14 protein-coding genes and 2 tRNA genes are annotated in these 14746 nt (G+C 54.4%); 11 read left to right on the top strand and 5 right to left on the bottom strand.

Going from position 1 to position 14746, the window contains the following annotated elements:
- The first annotated feature begins 48 nt into the window (after nt 1-48).
- Together HMPREF3140_RS03775 and cgtA are read left to right on the top strand one after the other, a co-directional pair.
- Nucleotides 49-1014 carry a DMT family transporter gene (locus tag HMPREF3140_RS03775; protein ID WP_004149938.1) on the top strand — a complete coding sequence of 322 codons (966 nt, stop codon included), beginning with the start codon at nt 49-51 and terminating at the stop codon, nt 1012-1014.
- Between the two features lie 15 nt (nt 1015-1029).
- Entirely contained in the window at nt 1030-2208 is a 1179-nt protein-coding gene (gene cgtA / locus HMPREF3140_RS03770; RefSeq protein WP_002918377.1) for an Obg family GTPase CgtA, read from the top strand.
- A 51-nt stretch (nt 2209-2259) separates the two neighbouring features.
- On the opposite strand, the gene dacB is transcribed toward cgtA, so the two are convergent.
- Nucleotides 2260-3693 (bottom strand): serine-type D-Ala-D-Ala carboxypeptidase, encoded by a 1434-nt coding sequence (gene dacB / locus HMPREF3140_RS03765; RefSeq protein WP_004149937.1) that lies wholly within the window; start codon nt 3691-3693, stop codon nt 2260-2262.
- A 235-nt stretch (nt 3694-3928) separates the two neighbouring features.
- Between dacB and greA the strand changes: the two genes are divergently transcribed.
- Nucleotides 3929-4405, top strand: a complete 477-nt coding sequence (gene greA / locus HMPREF3140_RS03760; RefSeq protein ID WP_002918375.1) for a transcription elongation factor GreA — start codon at nt 3929-3931, stop codon at nt 4403-4405.
- A gap of 152 nt (nt 4406-4557) precedes the next feature.
- On the opposite strand, the gene yhbY is transcribed toward greA, so the two are convergent.
- Complete coding sequence (yhbY, locus tag HMPREF3140_RS03755) at nt 4558-4851, bottom strand: ribosome assembly RNA-binding protein YhbY (RefSeq protein ID WP_002918374.1); 294 nt, start codon at nt 4849-4851, stop codon at nt 4558-4560.
- Between the two features lie 123 nt (nt 4852-4974).
- Here yhbY and rlmE point away from each other — a divergent pair, with 123 nt between their 5' ends.
- From rlmE to HMPREF3140_RS28580, 7 genes are all read left to right on the top strand, one after another.
- On the top strand, nt 4975-5604 hold the full coding sequence (rlmE, locus tag HMPREF3140_RS03750; protein ID WP_002918373.1) for a 23S rRNA (uridine(2552)-2'-O)-methyltransferase RlmE: 630 nt from the start codon (nt 4975-4977) through the stop codon (nt 5602-5604).
- Between the two features lie 99 nt (nt 5605-5703).
- Complete coding sequence (gene ftsH / locus HMPREF3140_RS03745) at nt 5704-7638, top strand: ATP-dependent zinc metalloprotease FtsH (RefSeq protein ID WP_002918372.1); 1935 nt, start codon at nt 5704-5706, stop codon at nt 7636-7638.
- A gap of 93 nt (nt 7639-7731) precedes the next feature.
- Complete coding sequence (gene folP / locus HMPREF3140_RS03740) at nt 7732-8580, top strand: dihydropteroate synthase (protein ID WP_002918371.1); 849 nt, start codon at nt 7732-7734, stop codon at nt 8578-8580.
- Nucleotides 8573-9910 carry a phosphoglucosamine mutase gene (gene glmM, locus HMPREF3140_RS03735; RefSeq protein ID WP_002918370.1) on the top strand — a complete coding sequence of 446 codons (1338 nt, stop codon included), beginning with the start codon at nt 8573-8575 and terminating at the stop codon, nt 9908-9910. Before folP ends, glmM begins: the two co-directional genes overlap by 8 nt.
- Before the next feature lie 229 nt (nt 9911-10139).
- Nucleotides 10140-10469 carry a preprotein translocase subunit SecG gene (secG, locus tag HMPREF3140_RS03730; RefSeq protein ID WP_002918369.1) on the top strand — a complete coding sequence of 110 codons (330 nt, stop codon included), beginning with the start codon at nt 10140-10142 and terminating at the stop codon, nt 10467-10469.
- Between the two features lie 9 nt (nt 10470-10478).
- Nucleotides 10479-10565 (top strand) — tRNA-Leu (locus HMPREF3140_RS03725).
- A 297-nt stretch (nt 10566-10862) separates the two neighbouring features.
- Nucleotides 10863-11111: a hypothetical protein gene (locus HMPREF3140_RS28580; protein WP_002918368.1), complete on the top strand. Its 249-nt coding sequence runs from the start codon at nt 10863-10865 to the stop codon at nt 11109-11111.
- A gap of 41 nt (nt 11112-11152) precedes the next feature.
- Here HMPREF3140_RS28580 and HMPREF3140_RS03715 read toward each other — a convergent pair whose 3' ends face one another.
- The 3 genes from HMPREF3140_RS03715 to argG form a co-directional block, all read right to left on the bottom strand.
- Nucleotides 11153-11704 carry a YfaZ family outer membrane protein gene (locus HMPREF3140_RS03715; protein ID WP_032412469.1) on the bottom strand — a complete coding sequence of 184 codons (552 nt, stop codon included), beginning with the start codon at nt 11702-11704 and terminating at the stop codon, nt 11153-11155.
- A gap of 341 nt (nt 11705-12045) precedes the next feature.
- Nucleotides 12046-12675 (bottom strand): winged helix-turn-helix transcriptional regulator, encoded by a 630-nt coding sequence (locus HMPREF3140_RS03710; RefSeq protein WP_004185827.1) that lies wholly within the window; start codon nt 12673-12675, stop codon nt 12046-12048.
- Nucleotides 12676-12844: 169 nt separating this feature from the next.
- Nucleotides 12845-14188 (bottom strand): argininosuccinate synthase, encoded by a 1344-nt coding sequence (argG, locus tag HMPREF3140_RS03705; protein WP_004144895.1) that lies wholly within the window; start codon nt 14186-14188, stop codon nt 12845-12847.
- A gap of 306 nt (nt 14189-14494) precedes the next feature.
- Between argG and HMPREF3140_RS03695 the strand changes: the two genes are divergently transcribed.
- Nucleotides 14495-14571: transfer RNA gene (locus HMPREF3140_RS03695), tRNA-Met, on the top strand.
- Nucleotides 14572-14746 lie beyond the last annotated feature (175 nt).

Here is a 14746-nt window from a genome sequence, read left to right as displayed (position 1 = left end):
GGGGCTTTTTACATTCGTCTACCGGAAAATTTTTGCAGGGAAACAGGCATGAAGCAGCAGGCTGGGATTGGCATTATTCTGGCGCTTACCACCGCGATGTGTTGGGGAGCGTTGCCGATTGCAATGAAACAGGTTCTCGAGGTGATGGCGCCGCCTACGGTGGTCTTTTATCGCTTCCTGATGGCCAGCATTGGGCTTGGCGCGATCCTCGCGATCAAAGGCAAACTGCCGCCGATGCGAATTTTTCGCAAGCCGCGCTGGCTGGTGTTATTAGCGATTGCCACCGGCGGTCTGTTCGGTAACTTCATCCTGTTTAGTTCTTCCCTGCAATACCTCAGCCCCACGGCTTCTCAGGTCATCGGCCAGCTATCGCCGGTGGGGATGATGGTGGCTAGCGTCGTAATTCTGAAAGAGCGCATGCGCGGCACCCAGGTGGTGGGCGCGTTGATGCTGCTCAGCGGGCTGGTGATGTTCTTCAATACCAGTCTGATTGAAATCTTTACCCGCCTGACGGACTACACGTGGGGGGTAATTTTCGGCGTTGCTGCCGCTACGGTGTGGGTAAGCTACGGCGTCGCGCAAAAGGTGTTATTGCGCCGTCTGGCATCACAGCAGATACTATTTTTGCTGTACACTTTGTGTACGATTGCATTACTGCCGCTTGCTGAGCCCGGAGTGATTTCCCGGTTAAGCAGTTGGCAACTGGCATGCCTGATTTTTTGCGGGCTGAATACCCTGGTCGGCTACGGGGCGCTGGCGGAAGCCATGGCGCGCTGGCAGGCGGCGCAGGTCAGCGCGTTAATCACCTTGACGCCACTGTTTACGCTACTGTTTTCTGATTTATTATCAATGGCCTGGCCCGATGTTTTCGCCAGACCGATGTTAAACCTGATTGGTTATCTCGGTGCGTTTGTCGTGGTTGCGGGCGCGATGTATTCCGCCATCGGTCATCGTCTTTGGGGACGTTGGCGTAAGCGAGAGGCGGTAGTACCGCTGCCCCGCTCAGGCGAATGATTTACGGAGAGTAAAATGAAGTTTGTAGATGAAGCAACGATCCTGGTCGTAGCAGGTGACGGCGGCAATGGTTGCGTAAGCTTCCGCCGCGAAAAGTATATTCCGAAAGGCGGTCCGGACGGCGGCGATGGCGGCGATGGCGGCGATGTCTGGCTGGAAGCGGACGAGAACCTGAACACCCTGATCGACTACCGTTTTGAAAAATCGTTCCGCGCCGAACGTGGGCAGAATGGTCAAAGCCGCGACTGTACCGGTAAGCGCGGTAAAGACGTGACGGTAAAAGTGCCGGTCGGCACCCGGGTTATCGATCAGGGCACCGGCGAGACCATGGGCGATATGACCAAACACGGTCAGCGTCTGATGGTGGCGAAAGGCGGCTGGCACGGTTTGGGCAACACCCGTTTCAAATCATCCGTTAACCGTACGCCGCGTCAGAAAACCATGGGTACCCCGGGTGATAAACGCGACCTGCAGCTGGAGCTGATGCTGTTGGCCGATGTCGGGATGCTGGGCATGCCGAACGCCGGCAAATCCACCTTCATCCGTGCGGTCTCCGCCGCCAAGCCGAAAGTGGCTGACTATCCGTTTACCACCCTGGTGCCAAGCCTGGGCGTGGTGCGTATGGACAATGAAAAGAGCTTCGTAGTTGCCGATATCCCGGGGCTGATTGAAGGCGCAGCGGAAGGGGCAGGCCTCGGTATCCGCTTCCTCAAGCACCTCGAGCGCTGCCGCGTACTGCTGCACCTCATCGATATCGATCCGATCGACGGCTCCGATCCGGTTGAGAATGCGCGCATTATCATCGGCGAGCTGGAGAAATACAGCGAGAAGCTAGCCTCCAAACCACGCTGGTTAGTTTTCAACAAGATTGACCTGATGGACAAGGCCGAAGCCGAAGCCAAAGCCAAAGCGATTGCTGAAGCGCTGGGTTGGGAAGAGAAATTCTACCTGATCTCCGCGGCCAGCCAGCAGGGCGTGAAAGAGCTGTGCTGGGACGTGATGACCTTCATCATCGAAAACCCGATCGTGCAGGCGGAAGAAGAGCAGAAGCCGGAGAAAGTCGAGTTTATGTGGGACGACTATCACCGTCAGCAGCTTGAAGAGGCCGAAGCCGAAGCAGAAGATGACGAAGACTGGGATGACGACTGGGATGAGGACGACGAAGAAGGCGTCGAATTCATCTACAAACGCTAATCCTGACTTCTCTGGATCAAAAAGGGCCGCATCTGATGCGGCCCTTTTGTTTTAATTGTTCTGGTACAAATCTTTATACAAGCGGCTTTCAAAGCGGACCAGTGGGATGCGGCGATTGCGCTGATCAGCTGGCTCCACGGCGTATCCGGAGAGATATTGCACGAAGGCCACCTTTTGTCCGCTGGCGGTAGTGATGAAGCCTGCGAGGTTGTAAACCCCCTGGAGCGACCCGGTTTTCGCCGAGACTTTACCATCGACGCCCGCCTGATGAAGACCGGCGCGATACTGCAGCGATCCGTCATGGCCCGCCAGCGGCAGCATGGAGATGAAGTTGAGCTCGGTATCGTGCTGGGCGATATACTGCAGCACCTGCATCATGGTCGCCGGGGCGATCAGGTTGTGGCGCGACAGGCCAGAGCCGTCGGCGATGATAGTGTTGCCGAGATCGACCCCAGCCTGTTGACGCAGGATCTGCCGTACGGCATCGGAGCCCGCCCGCCAGGTGCCAGGTACGCCGAACCGGGCGTGGCCGATGGTGCGAAAGACGGTGTCGGCAATCATGTTGTCTGACTTCTTCAGCATGATCCGCAGCAGATCGTGCAGCGGAGCCGACTGGCTGGTTGCCAGCACGGTGCCGGGCTCATTGGCCAGCGTCTGGCGCAGCAGCGTGCCGCTGTAGGTGATCCCCGCCTGGGCCAGCTCGGCTTTGAGGATCGCTCCGGCGTAGCTGGCGCCATCCTGAATGGCGAAGGCCAGAGGCAGCGGCTCGCTACGCTGCGGCAGGCAGCCGGTGAGAGTATAGCGATTGAGATCGCCCGGCACCACGTCGAGCTCGCAATACTGCGCTTCCGATGAGCCACGCGCTAGCGTTCGCACCTGGCTGAACATGGTGACCGGATAATAGGATGCAACGCGAATGAAGGCGACATCGCCCGGTTTCTGCGCGCTATACAGCGAGACAGAGAAGCAGTTACGGTCGACAATCGCCGCCGCCGGCGGGGCGCTGAAGCACTGCGTAAGGTCGTTCCACGGCCAGCCGGGCGCTTTGTCATGGCTGGCGAAGACCGAGGTATCGATGAGCACATTGCCTTCGATACGCTGCACGCCGGCTTTTTTCAGCGTCGCCACCATATTGCGAATATCCTGCCGTTTAAGCGTCGGATCGCCGCCGAAGCGTGCAATCAGGTCGCCTTTCAGCACGCCGCCGTCAAGGGAACCTTTGGTTTCCAGCGTGGTGGTAAAGCGAAAATCGGGCCCCAGTTGCAGCAGAGCCGCCAGCGCGGTGATGACCTTTTGCGTACTGGCCGGGAGCGCCATTTGCTGGCTGTGATAGTCGATTTCCGGCGTCGATGCGCCGACCTTTTGCGCCATAAAGGCAAGGTTCGCACCGGCGGGAAGCTGGTTGATGTACTCGTCAATATTCGCCGCCTGAGCGCTAAGCGCTATACCGGCGGTCAATCCGATGATAAATCTGGGAAATCGCATAATCTCGCGCTAACAACCTGAAGCCAGGCCGTCATACTACGGTGCAACGCCCAGTAAAGTAAACGATGACCCATAATGAACTTCGGGGTAAAATACCCATCAAATGAAAAATTGCTGCTGACCTGGGGAGTGTTTCCCGGGTCGGTTTCTTTTTGCTCGTGTCCTGCCCGTGGGCAGGACAGGTGGCGGAGCGGAGCTATCCGTTCCCTGAAGGAATGATAAAGAGGTATAACTAATGCAAGCGATTCCGATGACCTTACGTGGCGCTGAAAAACTGCGCGAAGAACTGGATTATCTGAAGTCTGTGCGTCGTCCTGAAATCATTGCCGCTATTGCTGAGGCCCGTGAACACGGCGATCTGAAAGAGAATGCCGAGTATCACGCCGCGCGTGAGCAGCAGGGTTTCTGCGAGGGGCGTATCAAGGATATCGAAGCGAAGCTGTCTAACGCGCAGGTTATCGATATCACCAAAATGCCGAACAACGGCCGGGTGATTTTTGGTTCTACCGTCAGCGTGCTGAACCTCGATACCGACGAGGAACAGACCTACCGCATCGTGGGCGATGACGAAGCTGATTTTAAGCAGAATCTGATCTCCGTGAACTCGCCGATCGCCCGCGGTCTGATCGGCAAAGAGCAGGATGACGTCGTGACTATCCGTACCCCGGGTGGGGAAGTGGAATACGAAATTACCAAGGTTGAATACCTGTAAGGCGTATTTCCCGCTACGATGTTTATAGATTGTAAAGAAAGGAAAAAGGCCGCATAGCGGCCTTTTATCAACGTCAGGAGCATGGCATTTTGCTCGCCTGGCCGCAGAAATCCCTCGTTTTACACAAAGTTGTGTCGAGATTCAGGATATTCTTAGCGTGGCAGCGAGATTTTACGCTCTGGCGTTGGGCGGTACAGAACCAGCGTTTTACCGATGACCTGTACGTTACAGGCGCCGGTTTCGCGTACGATGGCTTCCACGATCAAGGCTTTTGTTTCGCGATCTTCTGAGGCGATCTTCACCTTGATGAGTTCATGGTGCCCTAACGCTTGTTCGATCTCGGCCAGTACCCCTTCGGTCAAACCATTGTTGCCAAGCATAACTACCGGCTTGAGCGGATGTGCCAGACCTTTCAGGTGCTGTTTTTGTTTAGTACTCAGATTCATCGTATTTTTTTGCTTACGTTGGGATTGAAAACGGGTCATTCTACCGCCATCTCCCATATATCGCCAAACTACCGCGTCGATTTTTACGCAGTAAAGTACGATGAACCCGAACGGGAATGTTAAATGACAGGTAAAAAGCGTTCTGCCAGCTCAAGCCGCTGGCTTCAGGAACACTTTAGCGATAAATATGTTCAACAGGCACAGAAAAAGGGGTTACGTTCCCGTGCCTGGTTTAAACTTGATGAAATACAGCAAAGTGACAAAATTTTTAAGCCGGGGATGACGGTAGTCGACCTCGGTGCTGCTCCCGGTGGCTGGTCGCAGTATGCGGTCACGCAGATCGGCAACAGCGGCCGCATCATCGCTTGCGATCTTTTACCAATGGATCCAATCGTTGGTGTGGACTTCCTTCAGGGCGATTTTCGTGATGAATTAGTCCTGAAAGCGTTACTTGAGCGAGTGGGCGACAGTAAAGTCCAAGTTGTCATGTCCGATATGGCGCCGAATATGTGCGGAACACCGGCGGTGGATATTCCCCGGGCTATGTATCTGGTAGAACTGGCGCTTGAAATGTCTCGTGATGTATTAGCGCCAGGTGGTAGTTTTGTAGTGAAGGTGTTCCAGGGCGAAGGCTTCGATGAGTATCTTCGAGAAATTCGCTCCCTGTTTACGAAGGTCAAAGTTCGTAAGCCGGACTCTTCCCGCGCTCGTTCGCGTGAAGTGTATATTGTAGCGACCGGGCGTAAACCATAACCGGCAGATTTCAAACGAAAGTTTGAAAGAAACTGGATATAGAGTATCCTGACGCTGTTTTTAACACAGTTGTAATAAGAGGTTAATCCCTTGAGTGACATGGCGAAAAACCTAATACTCTGGCTGGTCATTGCCGTTGTGCTGATGTCAGTATTCCAGAGCTTTGGGCCCAGCGAGTCGAATGGCCGCAAGGTGGATTATTCTACCTTCCTGCAAGAGGTCAATCAGGACCAGGTTCGCGAAGCGCGTATCAACGGACGTGAGATCAACGTTACCAAGAAAGATAGTAACCGTTACACGACTTACATTCCGGTTAACGATCCGAAGCTGCTCGATAACCTGTTGACTAAAAACGTCAAAGTTGTTGGCGAACCACCAGAAGAGCCGAGCCTGCTGGCTTCCATCTTCATCTCCTGGTTCCCAATGCTGCTGCTGATCGGCGTCTGGATCTTCTTTATGCGGCAAATGCAGGGCGGCGGCGGGAAGGGCGCGATGTCCTTCGGCAAAAGCAAAGCCCGTATGTTGACGGAAGACCAGATCAAAACCACTTTTGCAGACGTTGCCGGGTGTGACGAAGCGAAAGAGGAAGTCGGCGAGCTGGTAGAATACCTGCGTGAGCCGAGCCGCTTCCAGAAACTGGGCGGTAAAATCCCGAAAGGCGTCCTGATGGTCGGCCCTCCGGGTACCGGTAAAACGCTGCTGGCGAAAGCGATCGCTGGTGAAGCGAAGGTACCGTTCTTTACCATTTCCGGTTCTGACTTCGTCGAAATGTTCGTCGGTGTGGGCGCTTCTCGTGTGCGTGACATGTTCGAACAGGCTAAGAAAGCCGCGCCTTGCATCATCTTCATCGATGAAATCGACGCCGTCGGCCGCCAGCGTGGCGCAGGCCTGGGCGGTGGTCACGATGAACGTGAGCAGACCCTGAACCAGATGCTGGTTGAGATGGACGGCTTCGAAGGTAACGAAGGTATCATCGTTATCGCGGCGACTAACCGTCCGGACGTTCTTGACCCCGCGCTGTTGCGTCCGGGCCGTTTTGACCGCCAGGTGGTGGTTGGCCTGCCGGATGTTCGCGGTCGTGAGCAGATCCTTAAAGTGCATATGCGTCGCGTTCCGCTGGCGCCGGATATCGATGCGGCAATCATTGCGCGCGGTACCCCGGGCTTCTCCGGTGCGGATCTGGCCAACCTGGTCAACGAAGCGGCGCTGTTTGCTGCCCGCGGCAACAAACGCGTTGTGTCGATGGTTGAGTTCGAGAAAGCGAAAGACAAAATCATGATGGGTGCGGAACGTCGCTCCATGGTGATGACGGAAGCGCAGAAAGAGTCTACTGCTTATCATGAAGCGGGCCACGCGATTATTGGTCGCCTGGTGCCGGAGCACGATCCGGTGCACAAAGTGACGATTATCCCGCGCGGTCGTGCGCTGGGTGTGACCTTCTTCCTGCCGGAAGGCGATGCAATCAGCGCCAGCCGTCAGAAACTGGAAAGCCAGATCTCCACCCTGTACGGCGGTCGTCTGGCGGAAGAGATTATCTACGGTCCGGAACATGTTTCTACCGGTGCGTCCAACGATATTAAAGTGGCGACGAACCTGGCGCGTAACATGGTGACCCAGTGGGGCTTCTCCGACAAACTCGGTCCGCTGCTGTATGCGGAAGAAGAGGGTGAAGTCTTCCTCGGCCGTAGCGTCGCGAAAGCGAAGCATATGTCCGATGAAACCGCGCGTATCATCGACCAGGAAGTGAAATCGCTGATTGAGCGTAACTACGGTCGTGCTCGCCAGCTGCTGAACGACAACATGGACATTCTGCACGCGATGAAAGATGCGCTCATGAAGTATGAGACCATCGATGCGCCGCAGATTGACGACCTGATGGCTCGTCGCGAAGTTCGTCCGCCAGCGGGTTGGGAAGAACCTGGTTCTTCTAACAACTCTGACAACAATGGCACGCCTCGTGCGCCGCGTCCGGTTGATGAACCGCGTACGCCGAACCCGGGCAACACCATGTCAGAGCAGCTGGGCGACAAGTAAGCTACCGCTGTTGATGCTTGTTTAACCTTAAAACCCCGGGCGTCCGCTCCGGGGTTTTTCTTTTTTAACCTCTTCAGTCTCAGGGATTTTGTGATGAAACTTGTAGCCCAGGGCTCAACCCTCGATCTCTCTCACCCCCACGTGATGGGTATTCTAAATGTGACGCCTGACTCCTTCTCCGATGGCGGCGCCCATAATTCGCTGATTGAGGCGGTGAAGCATGCCAATCTGATGATCAACGCCGGCGCGACCATCATTGATATCGGCGGTGAATCGACGCGGCCAGGGGCGGCTGAGGTTAGTGTGGAAGAGGAGCTTGCGCGGGTGATACCGGTGGTTGAAGCCATTGCCCAGCGCTTTGAGGTATGGATCTCAGTGGATACCTCCAAGGCGGAGGTTATTCGCCAATCGGCCAGGGCCGGGGCGCATATCATCAACGATATTCGTTCGCTGACCGAGCCCGGCGCGCTGCAGGCCGCCGCGGAAACTGGACTGCCGGTGTGTCTGATGCATATGCAGGGACAACCAAAAACCATGCAGGAGGCGCCGAAGTATGAGGACGTCTTCGCCGATGTTGAGCGTTTTTTTAATGAGCACATTGTGCGCTGCGAACAGGCGGGGATCGCAAAAGAAAAATTGCTGCTCGACCCGGGATTCGGTTTCGGTAAAAATCTCTCCCACAATTACCAACTGTTGGCCAGGCTTGGGGAGTTTCATCACTTTGGTCTGCCGCTGCTGGTCGGTATGTCACGTAAGTCGATGGTAGGTCAGTTGCTGAACGTCGGGCCGTCGGAGCGGCTGAACGGCAGCCTGGCGTGTGCCGTCATTGCAGCAATGCAGGGCGCGCAGATTATCCGCGTCCATGATGTCAAAGAAACGGTAGAAGCGCTGCGCGTGGTGGAAGCCACCCTCGCCGCTAAGGGAAAAAAACGTTATGAGTAACCGCAAGTATTTTGGCACCGATGGTATTCGTGGCCGCGTCGGCGATGCGCCGATCACTCCGGAGTTTGTGCTCAAGCTGGGCTGGGCGGCGGGCAAAGTGTTAGCGCGTCACGGTTCGCGTAAAATTATCATCGGCAAGGATACCCGTATTTCGGGCTATATGCTGGAATCGGCGCTGGAAGCTGGACTGGCGGCAGCGGGGCTCTCTGCGTCGTTCACCGGGCCTATGCCGACACCGGCCATCGCCTACCTGACGCGCGCCTTCCGCGCCGAGGCGGGGATTGTTATCTCTGCTTCACATAACCCTTTCTACGACAACGGCATTAAATTCTTCTCCATTGAGGGCACCAAACTGCCGGATGATGTCGAAGAGGCGATTGAAGCCGAAATGGAGAAAGAGCTCACCTGCGTGGATTCGGCTGAGCTGGGCAAAGCCAGCCGTATCGTCGATGCGGCGGGGCGCTACATTGAATTTTGTAAGGGTACCTTTCCCAACGAACTGAGCCTGGGAACGCTGAAAGTGGTGGTGGATTGCGCGCACGGCGCGACCTATCACATCGCCCCTAATGTCTTCCGCGAGCTGGGAGCCCAGGTTATCGCGATGGGCTGCGAGCCAGACGGTCTCAACATCAACGAAGAGGTCGGCGCCACTGACGTGCGGGCGCTGCAGGCGCGCGTGCTGGCGGAAAAAGCCGATCTGGGTATTGCCTACGACGGCGATGGCGATCGGGTGATTATGGTTGACCACGAAGGCAATAAAGTCGATGGCGACCAGATCCTCTATATCATAGCCCGGGAAGGATTGCGTCAGGGGCAGCTGCGCGGCGGCGCCGTCGGCACGCTGATGAGTAATATGGGGCTGGAGCTGGCGCTCAAGCAGTTAGGCATCCCGTTTGCCCGCGCGAAGGTCGGTGACCGCTATGTACTGGAGATGCTCCAGGAAAAAGGCTGGCGCATCGGTGCGGAAAACTCCGGCCATGTGATCCTGCTGGATAAAACCACCACCGGCGATGGCATTGTTGCCAGCCTGCAGGTGGTCGCGGCGATGGTCCGCAACCACATGAGCCTGCATGACCTGTGCAGCGGGATGAAAATGTTCCCTCAGCTGCTGGTGAATGTCCGCTTTACCGAGGGCAGCGGTAACCCGCTGGAGAATGAGCACGTCAAAGCGGTGACCGCGGAAGTGGAGGCGGCGTTAGGAAAACGCGGCCGTGTCCTGCTGCGTAAATCGGGTACGGAGCCGCTAATCCGCGTGATGGTGGAAGGCGAGCATGAAGATCAGGTGCACGAGTTTGCGCACCGCATCGCTGAGGCGGTAAAAAGCGTTTAGCTTTGCCGGCTAAGTGGTTAAAAAGGCGGCGCTTGCCGCCTTTTTTATGATCGAAAATTGGCTTTTTGCTGTTTTTTTCTGCAGTTGATACAATGTGTCGAAATTGCCCTTGCGAAGGTCATTCGCTTTGGTTAGTATTCACACCCGCTTCAGTGGGAAACGTTAAAACGTACCGCTTTATTGGTCGAAGCACTTGGTATGCGGCGAATCCGCAAGGAACAGGTTGATTATGTACGAAGCTCTTTTGGTTGTTTTCCTTATTGTAGCGATTGGCCTTGTAGGTCTGGTTATGCTGCAGCAAGGTAAAGGCGCTGATATGGGAGCCTCCTTCGGTGCAGGCGCTTCCGGCACACTGTTTGGGTCCAGCGGTTCTGGCAACTTTATGACCCGTATGACCGGCATCCTGGCTGCGCTGTTCTTCATCATCAGTCTGGCGCTGGGTAATATCAACAGCAACAAGACCAGTAAAGGAAGTGAGTGGGATAATCTGAGCGCGCCGAAAACGGAGCAAACTCAGCCAACTGCGCCGGCTCAGCCGACCAGCGATATCCCGCACTAAGTATTCTGTACCGAGGTGGTGGAATTGGTAGACACGCTACCTTGAGGTGGTAGTGCCCTAACGGGCTTGTGGGTTCGAGTCCCATCCTCGGTACCAATATTCCAGAAAAAAGACGCTGAAAAGCGTCTTTTTTTGTTTTTGTCCCCGCTGGACATTTATTTATAAACATCTCTTCGCTGGTTGCCTCCTTTTACTGTCGTTAAAGTCGCCTCGTCAAATTAACAGAGGTGAAGTGACACAATGAACAAGATCGGGTTGCTTATCGTCGCCGGCGTACTCGGTTTAGCTGGGTGCAGTTCAACATCGCCCTCCCAAACGGTGGAGACGATTAATGCGCTAACCGTACCGGTATCGCCCAGTGAGTCTGGGACTACAGCGAATCATGCCCAGGCGGTGAGGCGCTATTTCCAGGACAATACGGCACTGATTAGTCGCCTTAACCATTCGTTGAAAAGTCATTATCTGCAGGACGTGGAGCGCCGCGATGTGTTCGACAGACACAGCGAGGCGTATAAGGTGTATGGCGCCCTGACCCGCCTGGAGCAGATGGCGTCCATGAATGAGGTTTACCGCAAAGAGAATAATATTGCAGGCCTACAAGAGATCAACCGCGTCCTGAAAAGCGTGCCGCTGACCAGCTGAGAATGAAACAGGGACTGCCGACCGGCAATCCCTGTGAAGAGTTAAAAGCGGAAGTTAACCCCGGCGTAAGCGCCGTCGGCCAGCGTGTTATCGCGATTGCCATCTTTCCCTGCCATATCAATATAGCGATAGCCAGCTTCGATATTCAGAGACGGGAGCACGTTAAGGCGTACCCCGGCATTGGCCTCCACATAATCCTCAACGCCGCTGGACATTGAGTCCGGTGAGTAATAGCCCTCGCCGAAAAGCGTGAAATACTGACCAAGGGGGAGTTCAGCGCCACCACCGGCGGCGATGGCGTAACCTTCATCACCATCTTTTGGATTCAGATAGACCGCCTTACCGCCCAGGGTCATCAGAAAAGGGCCAAGGTTAAAGTTATAACCCATTCCCAGTCCTACACTATCTCCGTCGTTGTCGCTATGGGCCCACTGAGAACTGAACGTCATACCCGGTTCCCCGGCGCCAAAGCTGGCGGACAGATTGGTAAACTCGGCGCCAGCTTCTCCATGCAGGTTAACGGCTGCGCAGGCAGCGCTGCTGGCTTCCAAAGCGATCGTTACGGCAACCATTTTTGCAGCAATAGACTTCATTATTAAATTCCTTCAGATAAAAAAAAGCCCGATATGGGCGTTCGGGCATAATTAACGGGTTCGTGCATCTCATTGTTATGGTCGCGGCAGGCGAGGGGGCAACTCTCGCTACCGCCGCACACGTCTGGCCGATTTCCGCTGGCATATCCTGAGCCGGTGCAGACCCGGCGGTTAACGCCGTTTGTGGTCGTCTGCTGGCGAACTCAGTAATAGATTGTCTTCCGGGAAACCCAGGCGCTTAGCATAAAATTTTTGTTCTTTTAGCGGTAACGGTTATTGGTTTAAATTTAAACATCTTCCCCGCTGCAGCAAATAACAATAAATGATAGGAGGAGTGCGGGTCAGAATTTTTCAGGAAGTGAGACGATATTTTGTAAATAACCGCCGCGGGCAAAGGTAATATAACCGCCTTTCTTTAATGCTGACAATACATTGAGAATACTGCTACGCGACAGAAGGGTCCTGTCCTGAATATACTCAAGAATAGATACTCGCTGTCGGGTCTCTTCGCTTAATAGCATCATCTCCAGCAAATGGTTACGGATGACCGAATAGGTACGCTGCTGCAGGACCAGATCGTCACGATACACCATATACGAGGTATGATAAGCCAACAGGCTGGTCACCTCTTCCCACAGGTTATGCTGACGAAAAAGCGCCGAAGCCAGGTCATAGTCGATCCGTAGCAGTTCGCATGATACCTCGGCTCGCAGGCTGTGGCTGCGGCTGGGCTGCAGCATTTCCGCCACGCCGAAAAGATGCGGCTCATAGACGGTCACCATCAGTAGCCTGTCGGAATTACGAATAATCGACAGCTCGCCTTTTTTAAAAATAAAGAGCTGGGTTTTGCCTTTATATTCCCATGTCAGTCTTTTTCTGGCGATCGCGTTAACGGGTGTCGCGTGTGGCTCAAGTACATCGATCAGTCGGTCAATGGTCTTTTGCGGCCTGATCGGCGGTTTAATATTCATGATGTGTATCACCAGATATGAATTAATCAATTGAGGCTATTATAGTCAACAGTTTTGCTGGTCTGGCGATAAGGAAAAAATGCGTCATGGCATTTTTTTTAAGTTGGTGGGTCATTCAAAATAAAAAGCCGGCGGTGATCCGCCGGCGGAAAGCAACATTGTCAGGCGATTATTTGCCTTTGTTTTCCAGATTTTCAACCTGCGGTAAACCGGTTGCCGAGGAGGCGCTCAGCAGGCCAGACTGGGCATAGCCGAACAGCTTCTCGCGGGTATCGGTGATGTCCAGATTACGCATGGTCAGCTGGCCGATACGGTCTTCGGCAGTAAACATGGAATCGCCTTTTTCCATGGTCAGACGCTCCGCTTTATAGGTCAGGTTGTCTGATACCGTATTAAGGATCGAGTAGTCGTTACCGCGACGCAGTTCGAGGGTGACTTCGCCGGTGATCTGGCTGGCGACCCAGCGCTGCAGCGAATCACGCAGCATCAGCGCCTGGGAATCAAACCAGCGGCCCTGATACAGCAGGCGGCCCAACTGGCGACCGTGGGCGTGATATTGCTCAATCGTATCTTCGTTATGGATACCGGTCAGCAAACGCTCGTAGGCAATATGCAGCAGCGCCATCCCCGGAGCTTCATAAATGCCGCGGCTTTTCGCTTCGATAATCCGGTTTTCAATCTGGTCGCTCATGCCCAGGCCGTGACGACCGCCGATGCGGTTGGCTTCCAGCATCATCTCGACGTCATCGGCAAAGGTTTTACCATTCAGCGCCACCGGATGGCCCTGCTCAAAGCGTACGGTGACCTCTTCCGCAGGGATCTTCACGTTTTCGTCCCAGAACTTCACGCCCATAATCGGGTTGACGATCTTGACGCTGGAGTTCAGGAATTCGAGATCTTTCGCTTCATGGGTCGCGCCGAGCATATTGGAGTCGGTGGAGTAGGCTTTCTCGACCGACATCTTGTAATCAAAGCCGCAGGCGATCATAAATTCGGACATTTCGTGACGACCGCCGAGCTCATTGATAAAGTCGCTGTCCAGCCACGGTTTGTAAATCTGCAGTTCAGCGTTGGTCAGCAGGCCGTAACGATAGAAACGTTCGATATCGTTGCCTTTATAGGTGCTGCCATCGCCCCAAATGTTAACGCCGTCTTCTTTCATCGCCGCCACCAGCATGGTGCCGGTGACCGCGCGGCCTAGCGGCGTGGTGTTGAAGTAGGTCAACCCACCGGTGGTGTTATGGAAAGCGCCACACTGAATCGCGGCGATCCCTTCTGCGACCAGCTGTTTGCGGCAGTCGATCAGACGGGCGCCTTCAGCGCCGTACTCTTTCGCGCGGCGCGGGATAGCATCGTAGTCGTCTTCGTCCGGTTGACCCAGGTTAGCGGTATATGCATAAGGCACGGCGCCTTTTTTGCGCATCCATAACAGCGCGGCGCTGGTATCCAGTCCACCAGAGAAAGCGATACCAATACGTTGACCAACCGGGAGATGCTTGAGAATCGTCGTCATAAAATAAAACCCTGCTCGATAGACTGTGGTGAGTTCGACCCAACAACCTTAACTGCATTTTTATGCATTAATTGTGAGTATTCATTTAACCATCTTTTACTGGCGACAGGAAGTGCTTCATCATCTTTTTGCTAAAAAAGCCTGAAATACCAGCACAAACGGCAATCGGGGGCGCTAAAAAGCATGTTGACAAAATATACTAATCGCCGTTACAATTCATCTCGATTTTATGTCCCGTCTTCGGTACCAAATCCCAGCGTATTTGCGTCTTTTGCTCAAAAAGAGTAAAATATGCCACGTTTCAGGCGCGGGGTGGAGCAGCCTGGTAGCTCGTCGGGCTCATAACCCGAAGGTCGTCGGTTCAAATCCGGCCCCCGCAACCACTTTCCCATTAAGTACTTTTTCAAATATACTGTGAGGACTAGGTGTCCTTCGTAGCCGAATTTGAAAGAATTCTTGCGGAAGGTGTTCCAGATCGCCATGGCGATCTCAGGGTTCAGTTATCTAAAGCCCCGATTTATCGGGGTTTTTTGTTATCTGACTTCAGAATAACTGGGC

Origin of the sequence: Klebsiella sp. HMSC16A12, assembly GCF_001808265.1 — a bacterium.
GTDB classification, from domain to species: Bacteria; Pseudomonadota; Gammaproteobacteria; order Enterobacterales; family Enterobacteriaceae; genus Klebsiella; species Klebsiella pneumoniae.
Note: the sequence above shows the minus strand (reverse complement) of the source record. Positions and strands in the feature narration are given on the sequence as shown.

Excerpts from the sequence above, each read along its gene's own strand:
- HMPREF3140_RS03775 (WP_004149938.1), top strand. The coding sequence starts at position 49 with ATGAAGCAGCAGGCTGGGATTGGCATTATTCTGGCGCTTACCACCGCG.
- cgtA (WP_002918377.1), top strand. The coding sequence starts at position 1,030 with ATGAAGTTTGTAGATGAAGCAACGATCCTGGTCGTAGCAGGTGACGGC.
- dacB (WP_004149937.1), bottom strand. The coding sequence starts at position 3,693 with ATGCGATTTCCCAGATTTATCATCGGATTGACCGCCGGTATAGCGCTT.
- greA (WP_002918375.1), top strand. The coding sequence starts at position 3,929 with ATGCAAGCGATTCCGATGACCTTACGTGGCGCTGAAAAACTGCGCGAA.
- yhbY (WP_002918374.1), bottom strand. The coding sequence starts at position 4,851 with ATGAATCTGAGTACTAAACAAAAACAGCACCTGAAAGGTCTGGCACAT.
- rlmE (WP_002918373.1), top strand. The coding sequence starts at position 4,975 with ATGACAGGTAAAAAGCGTTCTGCCAGCTCAAGCCGCTGGCTTCAGGAA.
- ftsH (WP_002918372.1), top strand. The coding sequence starts at position 5,704 with ATGGCGAAAAACCTAATACTCTGGCTGGTCATTGCCGTTGTGCTGATG.
- folP (WP_002918371.1), top strand. The coding sequence starts at position 7,732 with ATGAAACTTGTAGCCCAGGGCTCAACCCTCGATCTCTCTCACCCCCAC.
- glmM (WP_002918370.1), top strand. The coding sequence starts at position 8,573 with ATGAGTAACCGCAAGTATTTTGGCACCGATGGTATTCGTGGCCGCGTC.
- secG (WP_002918369.1), top strand. The coding sequence starts at position 10,140 with ATGTACGAAGCTCTTTTGGTTGTTTTCCTTATTGTAGCGATTGGCCTT.
- HMPREF3140_RS03715 (WP_032412469.1), bottom strand. The coding sequence starts at position 11,704 with ATGAAGTCTATTGCTGCAAAAATGGTTGCCGTAACGATCGCTTTGGAA.
- HMPREF3140_RS03710 (WP_004185827.1), bottom strand. The coding sequence starts at position 12,675 with ATGAATATTAAACCGCCGATCAGGCCGCAAAAGACCATTGACCGACTG.
- argG (WP_004144895.1), bottom strand. The coding sequence starts at position 14,188 with ATGACGACGATTCTCAAGCATCTCCCGGTTGGTCAACGTATTGGTATC.